This window comes from Sulfitobacter rhodophyticola (assembly GCF_041281685.2).
Taxonomy (GTDB): domain Bacteria; phylum Pseudomonadota; class Alphaproteobacteria; order Rhodobacterales; family Rhodobacteraceae; genus Sulfitobacter.
Genome location: NZ_CP166251.2, coordinates 1,689,909 through 1,705,141, shown reverse-complemented (window position 1 = coordinate 1,705,141; position 15,233 = coordinate 1,689,909). Strand labels below are relative to the sequence as shown.

The 15,233-nt window shown below is 59.4% G+C and carries 17 protein-coding genes; 11 read left to right on the top strand and 6 right to left on the bottom strand.

From position 1 onward, the window contains the following. The first annotated feature begins 75 nt into the window (after positions 1-75). Genes ubiE through AB4X18_RS09360 form a run of 3 tightly spaced genes read left to right on the top strand, consistent with a single transcriptional unit; the run spans position 76 to position 3,404 of the window. Positions 76-819 (top strand): bifunctional demethylmenaquinone methyltransferase/2-methoxy-6-polyprenyl-1,4-benzoquinol methylase UbiE, encoded by a 744-nt coding sequence (gene ubiE / locus AB4X18_RS09370; protein WP_370399829.1) that lies wholly within the window; start codon positions 76-78, stop codon positions 817-819. Next, complete coding sequence (gene ubiB / locus AB4X18_RS09365) at positions 816-2,348, top strand: 2-polyprenylphenol 6-hydroxylase (RefSeq protein WP_432817327.1); 1,533 nt, start codon at positions 816-818, stop codon at positions 2,346-2,348. The genes ubiE and ubiB overlap by 4 nt, the downstream gene beginning before the upstream one ends. A gap of 42 nt (positions 2,349-2,390) precedes the next feature. After that, on the top strand, positions 2,391-3,404 hold the full coding sequence (locus tag AB4X18_RS09360; protein ID WP_370399828.1) for a phosphatase domain-containing protein: 1,014 nt from the start codon (positions 2,391-2,393) through the stop codon (positions 3,402-3,404). Here AB4X18_RS09360 and AB4X18_RS09355 read toward each other — a convergent pair. The 3 genes from AB4X18_RS09355 to AB4X18_RS09345 form a co-directional block, all read right to left on the bottom strand. Beyond that, a complete protein-coding gene (locus AB4X18_RS09355; protein ID WP_432817326.1) occupies positions 3,394-4,122 on the bottom strand; it encodes a metallophosphoesterase family protein in 729 nt (242 codons plus the stop codon). The two genes, AB4X18_RS09360 and AB4X18_RS09355, sit on opposite strands and share 11 nt — an antisense overlap. 87 nt (positions 4,123-4,209) lie before the next feature. Next, the gene (serA, locus tag AB4X18_RS09350; protein WP_370399826.1) at positions 4,210-5,805 is read right to left on the bottom strand and encodes a phosphoglycerate dehydrogenase; all 1,596 of its coding nucleotides are present in this window, start codon (positions 5,803-5,805) and stop codon (positions 4,210-4,212) included. A gap of 81 nt (positions 5,806-5,886) precedes the next feature. Further along, on the bottom strand, positions 5,887-7,026 hold the full coding sequence (locus AB4X18_RS09345) for a phosphoserine transaminase (protein ID WP_432817325.1): 1,140 nt from the start codon (positions 7,024-7,026) through the stop codon (positions 5,887-5,889). A gap of 181 nt (positions 7,027-7,207) precedes the next feature. Here AB4X18_RS09345 and serB point away from each other — a divergent pair, with 181 nt between their 5' ends. Continuing rightward, complete coding sequence (gene serB, locus AB4X18_RS09340; RefSeq protein ID WP_370399825.1) at positions 7,208-8,086, top strand: phosphoserine phosphatase SerB; 879 nt, start codon at positions 7,208-7,210, stop codon at positions 8,084-8,086. 83 nt (positions 8,087-8,169) lie between these two features. Then, positions 8,170-8,484: a hypothetical protein gene (locus AB4X18_RS09335; protein WP_370399824.1), complete on the top strand. Its 315-nt coding sequence runs from the start codon at positions 8,170-8,172 to the stop codon at positions 8,482-8,484. 5 nt (positions 8,485-8,489) lie between these two features. Here the strand turns inward: AB4X18_RS09335 and AB4X18_RS09330 are convergent, their stop codons facing one another. After that, positions 8,490-9,470 (bottom strand): asparaginase, encoded by a 981-nt coding sequence (locus AB4X18_RS09330; protein WP_370399823.1) that lies wholly within the window; start codon positions 9,468-9,470, stop codon positions 8,490-8,492. A 176-nt stretch (positions 9,471-9,646) separates the two neighbouring features. Here AB4X18_RS09330 and AB4X18_RS09325 point away from each other — a divergent pair, with 176 nt between their 5' ends. Next, a complete protein-coding gene (locus tag AB4X18_RS09325; protein WP_370399822.1) occupies positions 9,647-10,177 on the top strand; it encodes an invasion associated locus B family protein in 531 nt (176 codons plus the stop codon). Positions 10,178-10,192: 15 nt separating this feature from the next. On the opposite strand, the gene AB4X18_RS09320 is transcribed toward AB4X18_RS09325, so the two are convergent. Continuing rightward, positions 10,193-10,528, bottom strand: a complete 336-nt coding sequence (locus AB4X18_RS09320; protein ID WP_370399821.1) for an EamA family transporter — start codon at positions 10,526-10,528, stop codon at positions 10,193-10,195. Positions 10,529-10,761: 233 nt separating this feature from the next. Between AB4X18_RS09320 and rlmN the strand changes: the two genes are divergently transcribed. Together rlmN and AB4X18_RS09310 are read left to right on the top strand one after the other, a co-directional pair. Beyond that, positions 10,762-11,949, top strand: coding sequence for a 23S rRNA (adenine(2503)-C(2))-methyltransferase RlmN (rlmN, locus tag AB4X18_RS09315; RefSeq protein WP_370399820.1), 1,188 nt, complete (start codon positions 10,762-10,764; stop codon positions 11,947-11,949). Between the two features lie 240 nt (positions 11,950-12,189). Continuing rightward, positions 12,190-12,408: a hypothetical protein gene (locus AB4X18_RS09310; RefSeq protein WP_432817324.1), complete on the top strand. Its 219-nt coding sequence runs from the start codon at positions 12,190-12,192 to the stop codon at positions 12,406-12,408. A gap of 8 nt (positions 12,409-12,416) precedes the next feature. Here AB4X18_RS09310 and AB4X18_RS09305 read toward each other — a convergent pair whose 3' ends face one another. After that, positions 12,417-13,262, bottom strand: coding sequence for an LOG family protein (locus AB4X18_RS09305; protein ID WP_370399818.1), 846 nt, complete (start codon positions 13,260-13,262; stop codon positions 12,417-12,419). Between the two features lie 124 nt (positions 13,263-13,386). Between AB4X18_RS09305 and AB4X18_RS09300 the strand changes: the two genes are divergently transcribed. The 3 genes from AB4X18_RS09300 to AB4X18_RS09290 all read left to right on the top strand — a co-directional run bounded on the left by AB4X18_RS09300 (position 13,387) and on the right by AB4X18_RS09290 (position 15,232). Further along, entirely contained in the window at positions 13,387-13,935 is a 549-nt protein-coding gene (locus AB4X18_RS09300; RefSeq protein WP_370399817.1) for a thioredoxin family protein, read from the top strand. A 65-nt stretch (positions 13,936-14,000) separates the two neighbouring features. Next, positions 14,001-14,828 carry a 2,3,4,5-tetrahydropyridine-2,6-dicarboxylate N-succinyltransferase gene (gene dapD, locus AB4X18_RS09295; RefSeq protein WP_370399816.1) on the top strand — a complete coding sequence of 276 codons (828 nt, stop codon included), beginning with the start codon at positions 14,001-14,003 and terminating at the stop codon, positions 14,826-14,828. Positions 14,829-14,893: 65 nt separating this feature from the next. After that, positions 14,894-15,232, top strand: a complete 339-nt coding sequence (locus AB4X18_RS09290) for a hypothetical protein (RefSeq protein ID WP_370399815.1) — start codon at positions 14,894-14,896, stop codon at positions 15,230-15,232. The last annotated feature ends 1 nt before the right edge of the window (position 15,233 follow it).

Here is a 15,233-nt window from a genome sequence, read left to right as displayed (position 1 = left end):
CGTGACGTTCCTGCGCATTGTAGTTGGATGCACAACGCCTATAACAAGCACCAACACGCTGGAAAGAAAAGCAACATGACCGACAAGACAACCCATTTCGGTGCGCGCCAAGTGCCGGAGGATGAAAAGGCCGGCATGGTCCGGGATCTGTTCTCCGACGTGGCGAACAAATACGACATCATGAATGATGTGATGAGCGTCGGAATCCACCGCATCTGGAAAGAGGCGATGATGGACTGGCTGGCACCGCGGGCAGGCCAGAAGCTGTTGGATGTGGCCGGGGGCACGGGAGATGTGTCGTTCAAGTTTCTCAAGCGGGCGGGACACGGCCATGCAACCGTCTGCGACCTGACCGAAGGGATGCTGGTGGAGGGGCGCAAACGTGCCGAAGCCGCCGCCATGGCCGATCAGCTTGACTGGGTCGTAGGCGATGCCATGGCGCTCCCGTTCGAGGACAACACCTTTGACGTTTACACAATCAGCTTTGGCATCCGGAACGTGACCCGCCCGCAGGAAGCGCTGAACGAAGCGTATCGTGTGCTGCGTCCCGGGGGCCGCCTGATGGTGCTGGAGTTCAGCCAGCTGCCCAATCCGATGATGCAGAAGGCCTATGATCTATACAGTTTCAACGTGATTCCGCGCATGGGGCAGCTGATTGCGAATGACCGTGACAGCTATCAGTACCTGGTCGAATCGATCCGCAACTTCCCCGATCAGGAAACATTTCTGGGCATGGTGCGCGCCGCCGGGTTCGAGAATGCCAGCTACCGAAATCTGACCATGGGCATCGCAGCCCTGCATTCGGGCTGGAAGATTTGAAGGGACCGCACAACATATGGAGGCTGGTCCGGACCGGCGCCACGCTGGAGCGGACCGGCGCGATGAACGTCGTGCTGGATGCCTTTGAGGCACCGCCCGCGCTGCGTTTCGTGGCCCGCGCGCTGGGGCTGCCGTTCAAATGGCTGGGATACAAGGGCGATCCGTCCATGCCACCCGCCACCCGCGCACTAACCGCGCTTGGGCCGGCCTATATCAAGTTCGGTCAGGTCCTGTCGACCCGTCCGGACGTGGTGGGTGATGACATGGCGCTGCAATTGCGCGTGCTGCAAGACAAGCTGCCACCATTCTCGACCGAGGAAGCCAAGCAGGAGGTGGAGCGTGCGCTGGGGCGGCCCGTGGGCACGATGTTCTCCGAATTCAGCGATTCCGTCGCGGCGGCCTCCATCGCGCAGGTGCACAAGGCGCGCCTGACGGAGACTGGTCAGGAAGTCGCTGTTAAAGTCTTGCGCCCGGGGATCGAGAAAGCCTTTCGCAAGGATGTGGACGCTTTCTACCTCGCGGCGAGCATGGTCGAACTTTTTTCTCCCGGCTCCCGACGCTTGCGGCCCACGGATGTCATCGAACACTTTGATGGCGTTGTTCGAGGCGAACTTGATCTGCGGCTCGAAAGCGCCTCCGCTTCGGAATTCGCGGCCAACACCGAAAAGGACGAGGGCTTTCAACTGCCCCAGATCAAGTGGGATTATTCCGCGCGCCGGGTGATGACGCTGGGTTGGGCGGATGGTGTGTCGATGGGCGATAATGCCGCGATTGACGCTGCCGGGCATGATCGCAAGGTGCTGGGCGACCGGGTGCTGCACCTGTTTCTGAGCCATGCACTGCGCGACGGGTACTTTCACGCCGACATGCACCAGGGCAACCTCAAGGTCGCGCCGAACGGGGACATCATCGCCTACGATTTCGGCATAATGGGGCACATCGACGAATATACCCGTCGCGTTTACGCGGAAATCCTCTACGGCTTCATCCGCCGCGATTATAAACGCGTGGCCGAGGTTCATTTCGAGGCCGGCTATGTGCCCGCCGACAAGGATGTCGATGAATTTGCCCGCGCCCTGCGCGCCGTGGGAGAGCCGATTTTCGGCATGGATGCAACGCGCATCTCAATGGCGCGCCTGCTGACTTATCTGTTTGAAGTGACCGAACGCTTCGGGATGGAAACGCGCACCGAACTGATCCTGTTGCAACGCACCATGGTCGTGGTCGAAGGCGTCGCCCGTTCCCTCAATCCCAGCATCAACATCTGGGAAGTCGCCAGCCCCATTGTCACCAGTTACATCACCAAATCCATCGGCCCGCGCGCCGCTCTGAATGATCTGGCCAAGACCGTGACCGTGCTTGCCCGATTTGGCCCACGGCTTCCGGAACTGGTTGAAGATGCGCTGCTGCGTCAAAGCAATCCAACCCCGCCGCCACGCCAGCCCTTCTGGCGCTGGATTGTGCTGGCAAGTGCCGGGGGTGCCGTCGGCGGCGCCCTTGTTCTTTGGATGCTTGCACGACTTTTCTGAGGAAAACAGTGAACATTCGCTCCACTCCGGCGTTTTCCGGGCATGATCAAGAGAATCCTGCATGCCGTAACCTGGCGCATTGAAAAGCTGATCGACCGTGTCGCCCTCCGGCGGAACAGGCGTGCCGTGATAGACCCTTACATGGGGTATGCCACGCCGGAGCACCTTGTTGTGCGGGGAAGGGTGTTGACCGATCTGCGGCGTACCAATGCGAAGAAAGGGCAATCCCGTTGGGCCAGTTTTCGTCAGATGGTGTCCCTTTTTGCGACCGATGAGGTCGCTCATGTCCCGGTCAAGGCGCAGGGCGTTACAGCGCAGGCGGACGAAGAGGGGTATTTCACCCTATTAATGCCACGTGGGCCACAAAAGGGCTGGACGAACGTTGCGGTTGGGATCGACGGGCAGGATGGGACGACCCATTGCCCCGTCCTGATACCACCACTTGAAGCGGAATGCGCGGTGATCTCGGACATTGATGATACGATGCTTGTGACCGGTGCGTATCAACTCTGGCGGAACCTATGGACGTCGATGACAGGCAGCGTTCTGACCCGGCGCGTCTACCCCGACGCCGTTCGCTTCATTCGGGCGATATCAGAAGATGGCCGCAACCCGATCTACTACGTCAGTTCGAGCCCATGGAACCTGCACGGATTTATTGCCGCCATTTTCGATCGGGCCGGATTGCCAAGAGGTCCGAAATTTCTGCGCGATCTGGGTGTCAGTGAGACGCAGTTCATCACCGGCACGCATGGTGACCACAAAGGGAGCAGTATCGATGTTCTGCTGAACGCAAATCCCGGTCTGCTGTACATTCTTGTCGGCGACACCGGACAGCATGATGCGTTTGTTTATCGCGACGCGGTAGAGCGGCACAAAGGCCGAATCGGTGCCGTTGTCCTGCGCACACCCGGACCCGGTCCCGACGACAAAAGCCTTGCCGCCATGAAAGAGATCGAAGCCAAGGGCATTCCCGTCCTGAGCGGCAAGACCTTTGACGGGTTTGCGGAACAGCTGGAACGGAGCGGCCCCGGTCCGGCGGCCCTCAGGGGCTAAGCGCGACGCGACCTTTCCGTGTCAACGTCCAGCAATCCGCCCCTTCAAATACCGCTGCCGTCAGCGGCTTGCCATAGCCCGCGCCGCTATCGAGGTTGATACGATTACCATAATGCTGCGCACGATCCACGGGCGTGTGGCCATGTACAACTAATTTGGGGTGGGCATACCGCACTGCGTGAAAGTCTTTCCTGATCCACAGCAGGTCTTCGACGTCCTGCTTGTCCAGCGGAACGCCCGGCCGGATGCCCGCATGCGCAAAAAAAAGGTCTGCTGTCTCAAAACTGGTGTCCAAGCTGTCCAGCAGATCGAGGTGTGACGGCGGCACGGCATTCACAGCATCGGCATGCACCGCGAGTTGACGGCTGCGTTCCGTGAAGGTGACACCGTAGGAGGCCAGCGTGGTGTTACCGCCAAGGCGCGGATGCAGCCACGAAAGCTCAATCGGAAGATAGGCGTCGTGCTGTGGATATTTGCGCATGAACCATGAAAACATCCGGTCGTGGTTGCCCTGCAAAAGGGTCCAGTTGCGCCCTTCGGCGCGCGCCTGCACCAGCAGATCAAGCACCCCTTTGCTGTCCGGTCCGCGGTCCGTGTAGTCGCCCAGAAAAACGATTCTGGCATCCCTGCCGCCATCCGCCTCGATCAGCGCCAGAACGCGCTGCAATTCGGCGAGCTGGCCGTGAATATCACCGATGGCATAAAGGGATTGTGTCATGGCCGCAGGCTTATCTTGCAGAGTGTACAATGAAAAGGGGCGGCCCGCCTGACAAGCTGCCCGCCCCCTTTGTCGGCTGGCAATACCTCAGGCCACGTCGAATTGCAGTGGTTTGACTTGCGTGAAAAGCCCCGTGTCTTCCAGCTTCTTGATGACCGGCGCAGGTACGGGTTCATCGACGTAAAGCAAGGCAATCGCCTCCCCCTTCACGGCCGCGCGGCCAAGGGTAAAGTTCGCGATGTTCACGCCGTTTTCGCCCATGGTATGACCCAAAGTGCCGATGATGCCCGGCACGTCCTCGTTGGTGGTATAGACCATATGCGCGCCGATCTCCGCGTCGATCTGGATGCCCTTGATCTGGATAAAGCGCGGCTTGCCGTCGGAGAAAACCGTGCCGGCGACGGACCGTTCGCGTTTGTCGGTGACAACCGTTGCTTTGATATAACCGTCGAAAACGCCGGATTTGTCCTGATTTGTCGTGCTGATCTGGATGCCCTTTTCGCGCGCGACAACGGGGGCGGAAACCATGTTCACATCCGGGTTGGCGCGTTTCATGATGCCTGCGACAACGCCGCAATTCAGCGCCTCGTGGTTCATCTCAGCGACCGTGCCATCATAAAGAATGTTGATCGCCTTGATCGGTTCATCGGTCATCTGGCCGATGAAAGCACCAAGGTGACCGGCAAGGTTGATCCACGGTGTCATGACCTTGGCTTCTTCCGCCGTCACCGACGGCATGTTGAGCGCGTTGGTGACGGCACCGGTCAGCAGGTAGTCGGACATCTGTTCTGCCACCTGCAGTGCAACGTTTTCCTGCGCTTCCGTGGTGGCGGCACCGAGGTGGGGCGTGCAGACCACGTTAGGCAGGTTGAAGAGCGGATTGTCGGTGGCGGGTTCGACTTTGAACACATCAAACGCTGCGCCCGCGATGTGACCGGATTTCAACAGATCGGCCAGCGCTTCTTCGTCCACCAGACCACCGCGGGCGCAGTTGATGATGTGCACGCCTTTCTTGGTTTTCTCCAGATTCTCGCGGCTGAGGATATTCGCCGTCTGATCAGTGAAGGGGACATGAAGGGTGATGAAATCCGCGCGCTTGAGCAGCTCATCCAACTCGACCTTCTCGACGCCCATCTTCTCGGCCTTTTCTTCGCCCAGGAAGGGGTCATAGGCGACAACCTTCATTTTCAGCCCACGCGCCCGGTCGCAGACGATGCCGCCGATGTTGCCAGCGCCGATCACACCCAGGGTCTTGCCGGTGAGTTCCACACCCATGAATTTCGATTTCTCCCACTTGCCTGCGTGGGTGGAAGCGGAGGCTTCGGGGATTTGCCGTGCAACCGCGAACATCATGGCGATGGCATGTTCAGCGGTGGTGATCATGTTCCCGAACGGCGTGTTCATCACGATCACGCCCTTTTTCGAAGACGCATCCTTGTCGATGTTGTCAGTGCCGATGCCTGCCCGGCCGATGACCTTGAGATTGTCCGCAGCAGCAAGGATTTTCTCCGTTACCTTGGTGGCAGAGCGGATGGCGAGGCCGTCATAGTTGCCGATGATCTGCGCCAGTTTTTCCTTGTCCTTGCCCACATCGGGCTGGAAGTCCACGTCGATGCCGCGATCCTTGAAGATCTGCACGGCGGCGTCAGAGAGTTTGTCGGAGATGAGTACTTTGGGGGCCATGATTTTGGTCCTTTATTGGAATGTCGTGATGGGTGTGGACGTTTGGTGCGCAATGAATGCGCACCCTACGGGACACCGGAATTATGTGGAGATTTCGGCCTCGAACGCCCAGGCGAGCCAGGGCAGCATCGCGGCGATGTCGGTGGTTTCGACCGTGCCACCGCACCAGATGCGCAGACCGGGAGGCGCATCGCGATAGGCCCCGATGTCCAGTGCGACGTCCTCATCTGCCAGCCGTGTGGCGACTGCCTTGGCAAAGGCTGCCCCATCCGTGATGCGGTCGTCGGTGAACTTCAGACAGACAGAGGTGTTGGACCGCGTCGCGGCATCACTTGCCAGAAAGTCGATCCAGTCGTGCGTGTCCACAAAGTCCGCAATGGCTTTTGCGTTGGCATCAGCGCGGGCGATCAGACCTTGAAGCCCGCCAACCGATTTGGCCCATTTGAGGGTCTGCAGATAATCCTCGACACACAGCATCGATGGCGTGTTAATCGTCTCGCCCCGGAAGATGCCTTCGTTCAGCTTGCCCGCTTTGGTCAGACGGAAGATCTTCGGCAAGGGCCAAGCGGGTGTGTAAGTCTCCAACCGCTTCACCGCACGCGGTGACAGGATCAGCATCCCATGCGCTGCTTCGCCGCCCAGCACTTTCTGCCAGGAGAACGTTGTTACATCCAGCTTGTCCCACGGCAGGTCCATCGCAAACGCGGCAGAGGTCGCATCGCACAGTGTCAGGCCTGCACGGTCGGCCGGGATCACATCGCCAGAAGCAACGCGGACACCCGATGTCGTGCCGTTCCAGGTAAAACACACGTCATTGTCGTAGTTCAGCGCGGCCATGTCGACGATTTCACCATAATCGGCGGTGTGGGTCGTTGCCTCGATCTTCAGCTGTTTGATCACATCCGTGACCCAGCCTGCGCCAAAGCTTTCCCAGGCGACCATTTCGGCTGGGCGCTCTCCCAGCATGGTCCACATCGCCATCTCATACGCACCGGTATCAGAGGCGGGCACGATACCGATCCTGTAATCAGCGGGCACGCCGAGGATCTCACGCGTTGTCTCTATCGCTTCTAGCAGCTTTGCCTTGCCGACAGCCGCCCGATGGCTGCGCCCCAAAGGCGCGTCCGACAGGTTGTTCAGATCAAAAACGGGAGGTTTGGCACAGGGGCCAGATGAAAAACGCGGATTTGCCGGCCGCGTTGCCGGTTGTGAAATAGCCATTACTGCTACCCTCTCAGATATGCGCCCTTCGTTGGGGAAGGGTGTCCCACCGCCGGAAGTACGGGCGACAGCCCACTGGCGCAAGCCGCTATTTCACGCTAGAGCCCCGGAAACAGACTATTTCCGGCGGCAATTGTCGCGGATCGGAAACTTTGCCCAGTGAGAAAGCCCGGAGAACCAGATGTTTACGACGATCCTGCTGACAAACCCGGGCACCGCCGCGCCGCTTGCGCCCGAAATGGTCACAGCGCTGCGCAACGCCTGGGGTGGCAGCGATCTGCGCTGGCTGGCGCCGGGTGAGGCGGTGGAATTCGACATGCTGGAAACGCCAAGCAACCGGTGGGATGTGTGGGCGGATGTGCAGCGGCAAGGTGTCGATCTGATTGTCGTCCCCTCCGTTGGGAGGCGCAAGAAGATGCTGCTTGCTGATATGGACAGCACGATGATCCAGCAGGAATGCATCGATGAACTCGCCGATGAAGCAGGCGTGGGCGAAAGGGTCAAGGACATCACCGCGCGCGCGATGAACGGGGAACTGGATTTCGACGATGCCCTGCGCGAACGTGTCGGGCTTTTGCGCGGGCTGGATGCCGGTGTGATCGACCATGTGCTCAGGACGCGGATCAGCTACATGCCCGGCGGCAGGACGCTCCTGTCCACCATGAAAGGGGATGATGCACATGCGGTCCTTGTCTCTGGCGGGTTCACCGCCTTTACGGCGCAGGTTGCCGCACACCTCGGATTTGACGAAAACCGCGCGAATACGCTGATGATCGAAGCGGGTAAGCTGACCGGGAAGGTCGGCATGCCGATCCTGGGACGTCAGGCCAAGGTCGACGCATTGGAACAGATCACAAAGCGGCTTGGAATTGCAGAAACGGACGTGATCGCGGTGGGCGACGGGGCCAACGATCTGGGAATGCTCACCCGCGCAGGACTTGGCGTGGCCCTGCATGCCAAGCCATCGGTTGCGGCCAAATGTGACGTGCGGATCAACTTCGGTGATTTGATGGCGTTGCTTTATATTCAAGGCTACTCCAAGGCCGACTTCATCGCCTGATGGGTCACGCAGCCCGCGATGGTCGCGAAATGCGCCAGAATCTGCTATCTTCCTCCGATCAACAAAATGTGGGGAGAAGACAGATGCCTGATTTCATGTTGGCCTATCACGGCGGAAAAATGCCTGAAACGCCGGAGGAAGGGGCCAAAGCCATGGCCGCTTGGCAGGCTTGGTACGAAGACATGGGCGACAAGGTCGTTCATCCCGGCAATCCGGTTGGCATGTCAAAAACCGTCAGCGCTTCCGGCGTAGAGAACAACGGCGGGGCCAATCCGCTTTCCGGGTTCACGATTATCCGCGCGACGGATATCGACGCCGCTTGCAAGGTTGCGTCCGCCTGCCCGATGGTCGCTGACGGCAGCGGCACGGCAGAGGTCGCGCCCATCGTCGAAATGTAGCGCCTTCAGATCAGCCCCGCCGCGGGCTTGAGTGTTCCCGTCCGGAGACCACGCCGGTTCTTGATCGGGGCATTCATGCGCTTCAGCGTGGCGGGGTGTTCAGCATCCAGCACCCCCAACCGCACCAGCAGTGCCACGATCGCGCATTCCGCGGCGCGTGTTGTGCCGCAGGCGGCTTTCAGCGCAATACCGATCTTCTGCTCGGGTATGATGGCGATGAAATATCCCTCTGCACCGGTCTTCAGCGCGACCTTGCCATCCGTCGCGCGCATCAATTCCGTACACGCGCGCCCTTCCCCGGCGACCAGTTCGGGATGCAGCCGCATCGCCTCGTGCAACTGCGCCTCGGGTGATCCTGCAGGCGCGCAGGCGAAATGCGCCATCGCGCGCGCCATTCCCGTCAGAGTACAGGCGAAGTTCGGGGCAGAGCATCCGTCGATGCCATAGCCCGGAGACGTTTCACCAGTGACGCGTTCAAAGGCTTCAAGGCAGGCCCGCTGCACCGGATGGTCGATCTCCACATATTCCGGGCCTGCGCCGAGATGCTGCGCCAACGTCAGGAAACCCGCGTGTTTACCGGAGCAATTGTTGTGACACTGGCAGGGTTCTTCATAGTCGCGGATCAGCGCGTAACGCGCGTCTTTGTCGGCTGGCGTTTGCGGCCCGCATCGCAGCGCATCATCGGTCAGCCCAAGTGTCGCAAGCCATGCATTTACCCTCTCGGTATGAATGGCCGCGCCCTCATGGGATGCACAGGCCAATGCGAGGTGTTCCGCCACCAGCCCGGCCGCTTCGGCGGCACCAGACTGGATCAATGGAAGCGCCTGGATCATCTTCGATGACGACCGCGGCAGCATCACCAGATCGGCATCGCCCCAGCTTTCCACAACCTGCCCGTTGCCCGCACAGATCACCGCGTGACCCGAATGCACGCTTTCCAGAAAATCGCCACGCCAGATTTCGGCGAACGGGGCCGGGTTGCTCATGAAATTGTGTCCTTTTTCTGGGCAAAAAGCCGCCAATCGGCTCTTTCGCCTGTCGCCTCTTTTACGTTAGTATGTTTGATGAACGAAAGAAAACAGACCTATGCAGCAGAGCGGTGCGAAATCCGCCGAAGGGTTTGCATCGGTATTGAGGTTTGGGAAGTCTGGAGGCTGAACAGATGAGAATTGCGAAATCAATGGCCGCAGCTGCGGGTCTGGCTGCACTGATCGGGACGGGCGCTGCAGCGCAGGACCAAAGCACAAACCGCGTGGCGGCCAAGACCGACTGGAGCGTTTTCGTCGAGGATAATCCGACGGAATGCTGGGGTGTGTCCACGCCGAAGGAAACCGTGAACTCCCGTGATGGGCGTGTTGTTGCGGTGAACCGGGGTCAGACCTTATTGATGGTGTTCTACCGCCCTTCCGCCGGGGCGAAGGGGCAGGTTGCGTTCACCGGCGGGTATCCGTTCGCGGACGGCTCGACAGTGAATTTGAACATCTCCGGCAACAGCTTTGAGCTTTTCACGGATGGAGAGTGGGCATGGCCCGCCACCACCGAAGATGACGCGCGTATCATCACTGCGATGAAGCGCGGTGCGGATGCTATTGTTACCGGACAATCCGGACGCGGAACCAACACCAAGGACACGTTTTCCCTGTTGGGCTTCACGGCTGCGATCGAGGATGCTGCGAAACGCTGCGGCGGCTAGGCCGCAGCACTGGTGTCAGGCAACCCGCATCATCAGAAGCATAGAGAGCAAGGCGAAGCCTATGCCGAACAATTCACGCGGGTACAGCACCTCTCCGAAGTAGGCGACACCGATGCCGCAGAGCGCCAGAAGGGTCAGCATCGAATAGGCTACGCCCGCCTGTGACAGCGTGACATGGTGCAGCGCATAGAACCACATCAATGCGGACACGGCATAAAGGATGCAGCCGGACATGACCAAACCGGACATGACACCATGCCCCCTGTCGGCTGCAATCTTGATCAGGTAGTCGCCGAAGATCACCAGAATTGCGGTGCAGAATGTGAAGGTCAAACCAAGAGTGATAGGCATAATCGTCTTCCTCTCTATTGAATGTGTGCGGGCCCCCTTGACGTCCGTCATCCAACAAATCTGGAACAGCGGACACTGACCTGCGCTAAATGTATTGGTCTTAATAATGGTTAATATCTTCAACCAAGCCGCGAATATTTGCAAGTAAGGGTTCCCATACCTTCCGGCCCTTTTTGCATTTCCCGTGCCACCCTATATAGAGGCGCATCACCTTGAACCTGCGAGTCGTCCCCATGTCTGCCAATGCTCCGATCACGCAAGACGTCCATACCATCCCGCGCAAGCTGCCCGATGGGCCACAGAACCTTGTCGGGCTAACCCGCGACGCCATGCGCGATGTGCTTGTCGCGAACGGCACGCCGGAAAAGCAGGCGAAGATGCGTGTAGGTCAGATCTGGCAGTGGATTTACCAATGGGGCGTGCGCGACTTTGCGGAAATGACGAACCTTGCCAAAGCCTACCGCGCGGAACTGGCGGAGAAATTCGTGATTGACGTGCCCGAGGTCGTGACCCGTCAGGTCAGCGAGGATGGCACCCGCAAGTATCTCGTGCGCATCGCGGGCGGGCACGAGGTCGAGGTTGTCTATATCCCCGAAGAAGGGCGCGGCACGCTTTGTGTGTCGTCTCAGGTCGGGTGCACCCTGACCTGTTCATTCTGTCACACCGGAACGCAGAAACTGGTGCGCAACTTGACCGCGGCTGAGATCATCGGTCAGGTCATGGTGGCCCGCGATGATCTGGGCGAATGGCCCAAGATTGGCGCGCCCAAGGACGAAACACGGCTTTTGTCCAACATCGTCCTGATGGGCATGGGGGAGCCGCTTTACAATTTCGAGAACGTGCGCGACGCGATGAAGATCGCGATGGACGAAGAAGGCATTCAGCTTTCGCGACGGCGGATCACGCTGTCCACCTCCGGCGTCGTGCCGGAGATTGAGCGCACGGCGGATGAGATCGGCTGTCAGTTGGCGGTCAGTTTCCACGCCACCACAGATGAAGTTCGCAATACATTGGTGCCGATCAACAAGCGCTGGAACATCGAGACGCTGCTTCAATCCCTGCGCACCTATCCAAGGGGCCGCAATTCTGAGCGGATCACCTTTGAATACGTGATGCTCGACGGGATCAACGACAGCGACGATGACGCGCGCCGCCTGATCAAACTGATCGAAGGCATTCCCGCCAAGATCAATCTGATTCCCTTCAACGAATGGCCCGGCGCGCCCTACAAGCGGTCGTCCAACAACCGCATCCGACGCTTTGCCGACATCATCTACAAGGCCGGCTATGCCAGCCCCATTCGCACTCCGCGGGGCGAGGATATCATGGCGGCCTGTGGACAGTTGAAGTCCGCAACCGAGCGTGCGCGCAAATCGCGCAAGCAGATCGAAGCAGAGGCAGGTTTGGGCGGCCAGGGCTGACCCAAGGTAGTGGATGAGAGTGCCGGGGTTGTTGAAATACGACTTGGCCCCGGATGGTGTCGATGTCTGCTGGATCGGGGTAAAGGCGTGCCGCATCGAAGGAAAACCGGCCATCTTCCCCCTTTTCCAAGGACCCTGACCGCCACGAAATGACCTTTTTGCCGCCGCGAAGCCGAATAACTTCTGCCACGGCCGAACCGCAGGCTCCCCCCATTGAATAACGTGGTGAGGAGCCAAGTAATGTCTGCCCCTTTGAAAAACGATCCCTTTATTATCGCGCAAGTTATGGACCTGGTGCTGCGCGAACGTGCCGTTGCGCTGTCCACGCGTGAATGGCAACACCGTTTAGCCGGGTATGGCTATGCCGTCCGGGAGACGGAGCGCGGCCAAATAGTCGAGACTTTGCCCCATCATATCGAGATTGGCGTTTTGCCTGACGGCCCCTCCGCCAGCCACTGATCTGATTTTCAGCGACCCGGCACTTTCTGCCGGGCAGGACCGGTTTCCCATTTGGCAATTTCGGCCATGGCCTCCTCCGCTGTCTCGACAAAGCGAAACAAATCCAGATCTTCGGCTGAAATCGTCCCGGCATCCGCCAGCGCGTCCCAGTTGATGATCTTCTTCCAGAAATCTGTCCCAAACAACAGGAAGGGCAACGGCTCCATCCGGCCGGTCTGGATCAGGGTGAGCGATTCAAACAACTCATCCATGGTGCCGAAGCCACCCGGAAAGACACAGATCGCTTTTGCCCGCATCAGAAAGTGCATCTTGCGAATGGCGAAATAGTGGAAGTTGAAGCACAGCTCCGGCGTGACATATTCATTCGGGGCCTGTTCAAACGGCAGCACGATGTTCAATCCGACAGACCGCCCGCCCGCATCCAGCGCACCAAGATTGCCCGCCTCCATCACGCCGGGACCGCCACCGGTGACGATCACATCCTCGGTCCCGTCACTTTCCATGGACTTGAGCGTCATCAACCGCGAGAATTCGCGCGTTTCATCATAAAAACGCGACAGGTCGGCAAGCGTCTCAGTCCGGGCGGAGGCCTTGTTTTCCGGCGAGGGAATACGCGCGCCGCCAAACAGCACAATCGTGGACCGGATCCCCTCTTCGTCCAGCATCATCTGTGGTTTCAGCAATTCCAGTTGCAGCCGGACCGGGCGCAACTCCTCACGCAGCATGAATTCGCTGTCTGTGAACGCCAGCTGATAGGCCGACGAACGGGTCTGGGCCGTGTCCGGCGTTACCTGTACGGCTTGCCGGTCGGCAATGGCGTCCCGCAAGGGATGGCGGCGGTTCTTCTTGGTCATCGTGGTCTCCGGCTGATGCAGGCAAGGCCTTGCCAGCCGCCAACATGCACCGCTGGCGAACGATTGACCACCGTCTTTTGCACCCGCACTATGTGCTGCGTATCCCGGACAAAAGGACCGACCCATGCTGCTTGAATCCAAGATCTGCGATTTTGATTGGCGCGCACCTGACTTCAATCTTGCTACGGCCGATGGTGTACACCACAGCCGCGACAGCGTGATGGGGGACAAGGGGCTGCTGGTGGCCTTCATCTGCAATCATTGTCCTTACGTCATTGCACTGATCGACCGTCTGGCAAGCGACATGCAGGCGCTTGAGAAGATCGGCATCGGTTGCGTGGCGATCATGTCCAACGATTACCGGGACTACCCTGCGGATGCCCCTGACCGTATGGTCGCATTTGCCAAGACCCATGGGCTGAAAGCGCCTTATCTGGTGGACGAGGATCAATCGGTCGGCAGGGCCTATGGTGCGGTCTGCACGCCGGATTTCTTTGGCTTCAACGCAGAGGGTGGTTTGCAATACCGGGGCCGTCTGGATGACATCGGCATGCGGGATGATCCGGCAAGCCGGACGCCAGAACTCCTTAATGCGATGACGCAGGTCGCTGAAACGGGGCGCGGACCTGACATGCAAACAGCGTCGATGGGGTGTTCCATCAAATGGCGTTGAACGATTGCGCAGGGCGGCGCACAACGGTATAGCCCGCCAAACCCTTCCATCAGGAGCGCAGCCCCATGTCGAATGCCCAACTTGAGACCGCCATCGAAGCCGCATGGGACACCCGTGACCAGATCACTTCATCCACTACGGGCGAGACGCGCGATGCCATCGAAGACACGCTCAATGCGCTGGATTCAGGCAAGCTGCGGGTGGCGGAAAAGCAGGACGACGGCAACTGGCACGTGAACCAATGGGCCAAGAAGGCCGTGCTGCTGGGTTTTCGCATCAAGGACATGGAACATCAGGAAGGCGGCCCGCAGGGTGCTGGCTGGTGGGACAAGGTCGACAGCAAGTTCAAGGGCTGGGGCGATGCGCAGTGGAAAGACGCAGGCTTTCGCGCTGTTCCGAACTGCGTCGTGCGCCGCTCCGCCTTCATCGCGCCCGGCGTGGTGCTGATGCCGTCCTTCGTGAACATCGGTGCCTACGTCGATTCAGGCACGATGGTTGATACATGGGCCACCGTTGGTTCCTGCGCGCAGATCGGCAAGAACGTGCACCTATCGGGTGGCGTGGGCATCGGTGGTGTGTTGGAACCCATGCAGGCGGGACCAACCATCATCGAAGACAACTGCTTCATCGGTGCGCGTTCGGAAGTGGTCGAAGGCTGCATCGTGCGCGAAGGCTCCGTGCTGGGCATGGGCGTGTTTATCGGCCAGTCCACCAAGATCGTGGATCGGGAGACAGGTGAGGTCATGTACGGCGAAGTGCCTGCCGGATCGGTCGTGGTCGCAGGTTCCATGCCTTCGAAGAACGGTGTGAACCTCTATTGCGCGGTCATCGTGAAGCGCGTGGATGAACGCACGCGCTCCAAGACATCGATCAACGAGCTTTTGCGCGACTGATCCCACTTTCCAAATCAACCTGATCACGCTAGGGCTGCCTTTCATGCGCAAAGGCGGCCCTTTTCATGTCTGACCCCAAGAAGCAAAAGAAGCCCTCGCGCCAGCAGGTCTATACACTGCTGGTCCAGATTGGCCGCAAGGAAGGCGATGGTCTGCCAGAAAAGGCGACGGGTGCCGCGCTGATGTGCTTTGCCTCTGGCGTGGACGAGGCCGAGGCGGTGCGTGAAACGGTGGCGATCCTCAAACAGGCCGATACCGCGCCGCTGGATGTGACGGGCTACGGCACGCTTGCGGAGCGTGAGGCCGACGGTCAGGAGATCGATACCGAAGAACGCGCCTTGATGGAGCGTGCCCTGGCCGAGAATGCCGTGATCGTCGCGCAGATGACCCCGTTCTTCGATTAGC

Coding starts and splice junctions, on each gene's coding strand:
- ubiE (WP_370399829.1), top strand. CDS start 76: ATGACCGACAAGACAACCCATTTCGGTGCGCGCCAAGTGCCGGAGGAT.
- AB4X18_RS09360 (WP_370399828.1), top strand. CDS start 2,391: ATGATCAAGAGAATCCTGCATGCCGTAACCTGGCGCATTGAAAAGCTG.
- AB4X18_RS09355 (WP_432817326.1), bottom strand. CDS start 4,122: ATGACACAATCCCTTTATGCCATCGGTGATATTCACGGCCAGCTCGCC.
- serA (WP_370399826.1), bottom strand. CDS start 5,805: ATGGCCCCCAAAGTACTCATCTCCGACAAACTCTCTGACGCCGCCGTG.
- AB4X18_RS09345 (WP_432817325.1), bottom strand. CDS start 7,026: ATGGCTATTTCACAACCGGCAACGCGGCCGGCAAATCCGCGTTTTTCA.
- serB (WP_370399825.1), top strand. CDS start 7,208: ATGTTTACGACGATCCTGCTGACAAACCCGGGCACCGCCGCGCCGCTT.
- AB4X18_RS09335 (WP_370399824.1), top strand. CDS start 8,170: ATGCCTGATTTCATGTTGGCCTATCACGGCGGAAAAATGCCTGAAACG.
- AB4X18_RS09330 (WP_370399823.1), bottom strand. CDS start 9,470: ATGAGCAACCCGGCCCCGTTCGCCGAAATCTGGCGTGGCGATTTTCTG.
- AB4X18_RS09325 (WP_370399822.1), top strand. CDS start 9,647: ATGAGAATTGCGAAATCAATGGCCGCAGCTGCGGGTCTGGCTGCACTG.
- AB4X18_RS09320 (WP_370399821.1), bottom strand. CDS start 10,528: ATGCCTATCACTCTTGGTTTGACCTTCACATTCTGCACCGCAATTCTG.
- rlmN (WP_370399820.1), top strand. CDS start 10,762: ATGTCTGCCAATGCTCCGATCACGCAAGACGTCCATACCATCCCGCGC.
- AB4X18_RS09310 (WP_432817324.1), top strand. CDS start 12,190: ATGTCTGCCCCTTTGAAAAACGATCCCTTTATTATCGCGCAAGTTATG.
- AB4X18_RS09305 (WP_370399818.1), bottom strand. CDS start 13,262: ATGACCAAGAAGAACCGCCGCCATCCCTTGCGGGACGCCATTGCCGAC.
- AB4X18_RS09300 (WP_370399817.1), top strand. CDS start 13,387: ATGCTGCTTGAATCCAAGATCTGCGATTTTGATTGGCGCGCACCTGAC.
- dapD (WP_370399816.1), top strand. CDS start 14,001: ATGTCGAATGCCCAACTTGAGACCGCCATCGAAGCCGCATGGGACACC.
- AB4X18_RS09290 (WP_370399815.1), top strand. CDS start 14,894: ATGTCTGACCCCAAGAAGCAAAAGAAGCCCTCGCGCCAGCAGGTCTAT.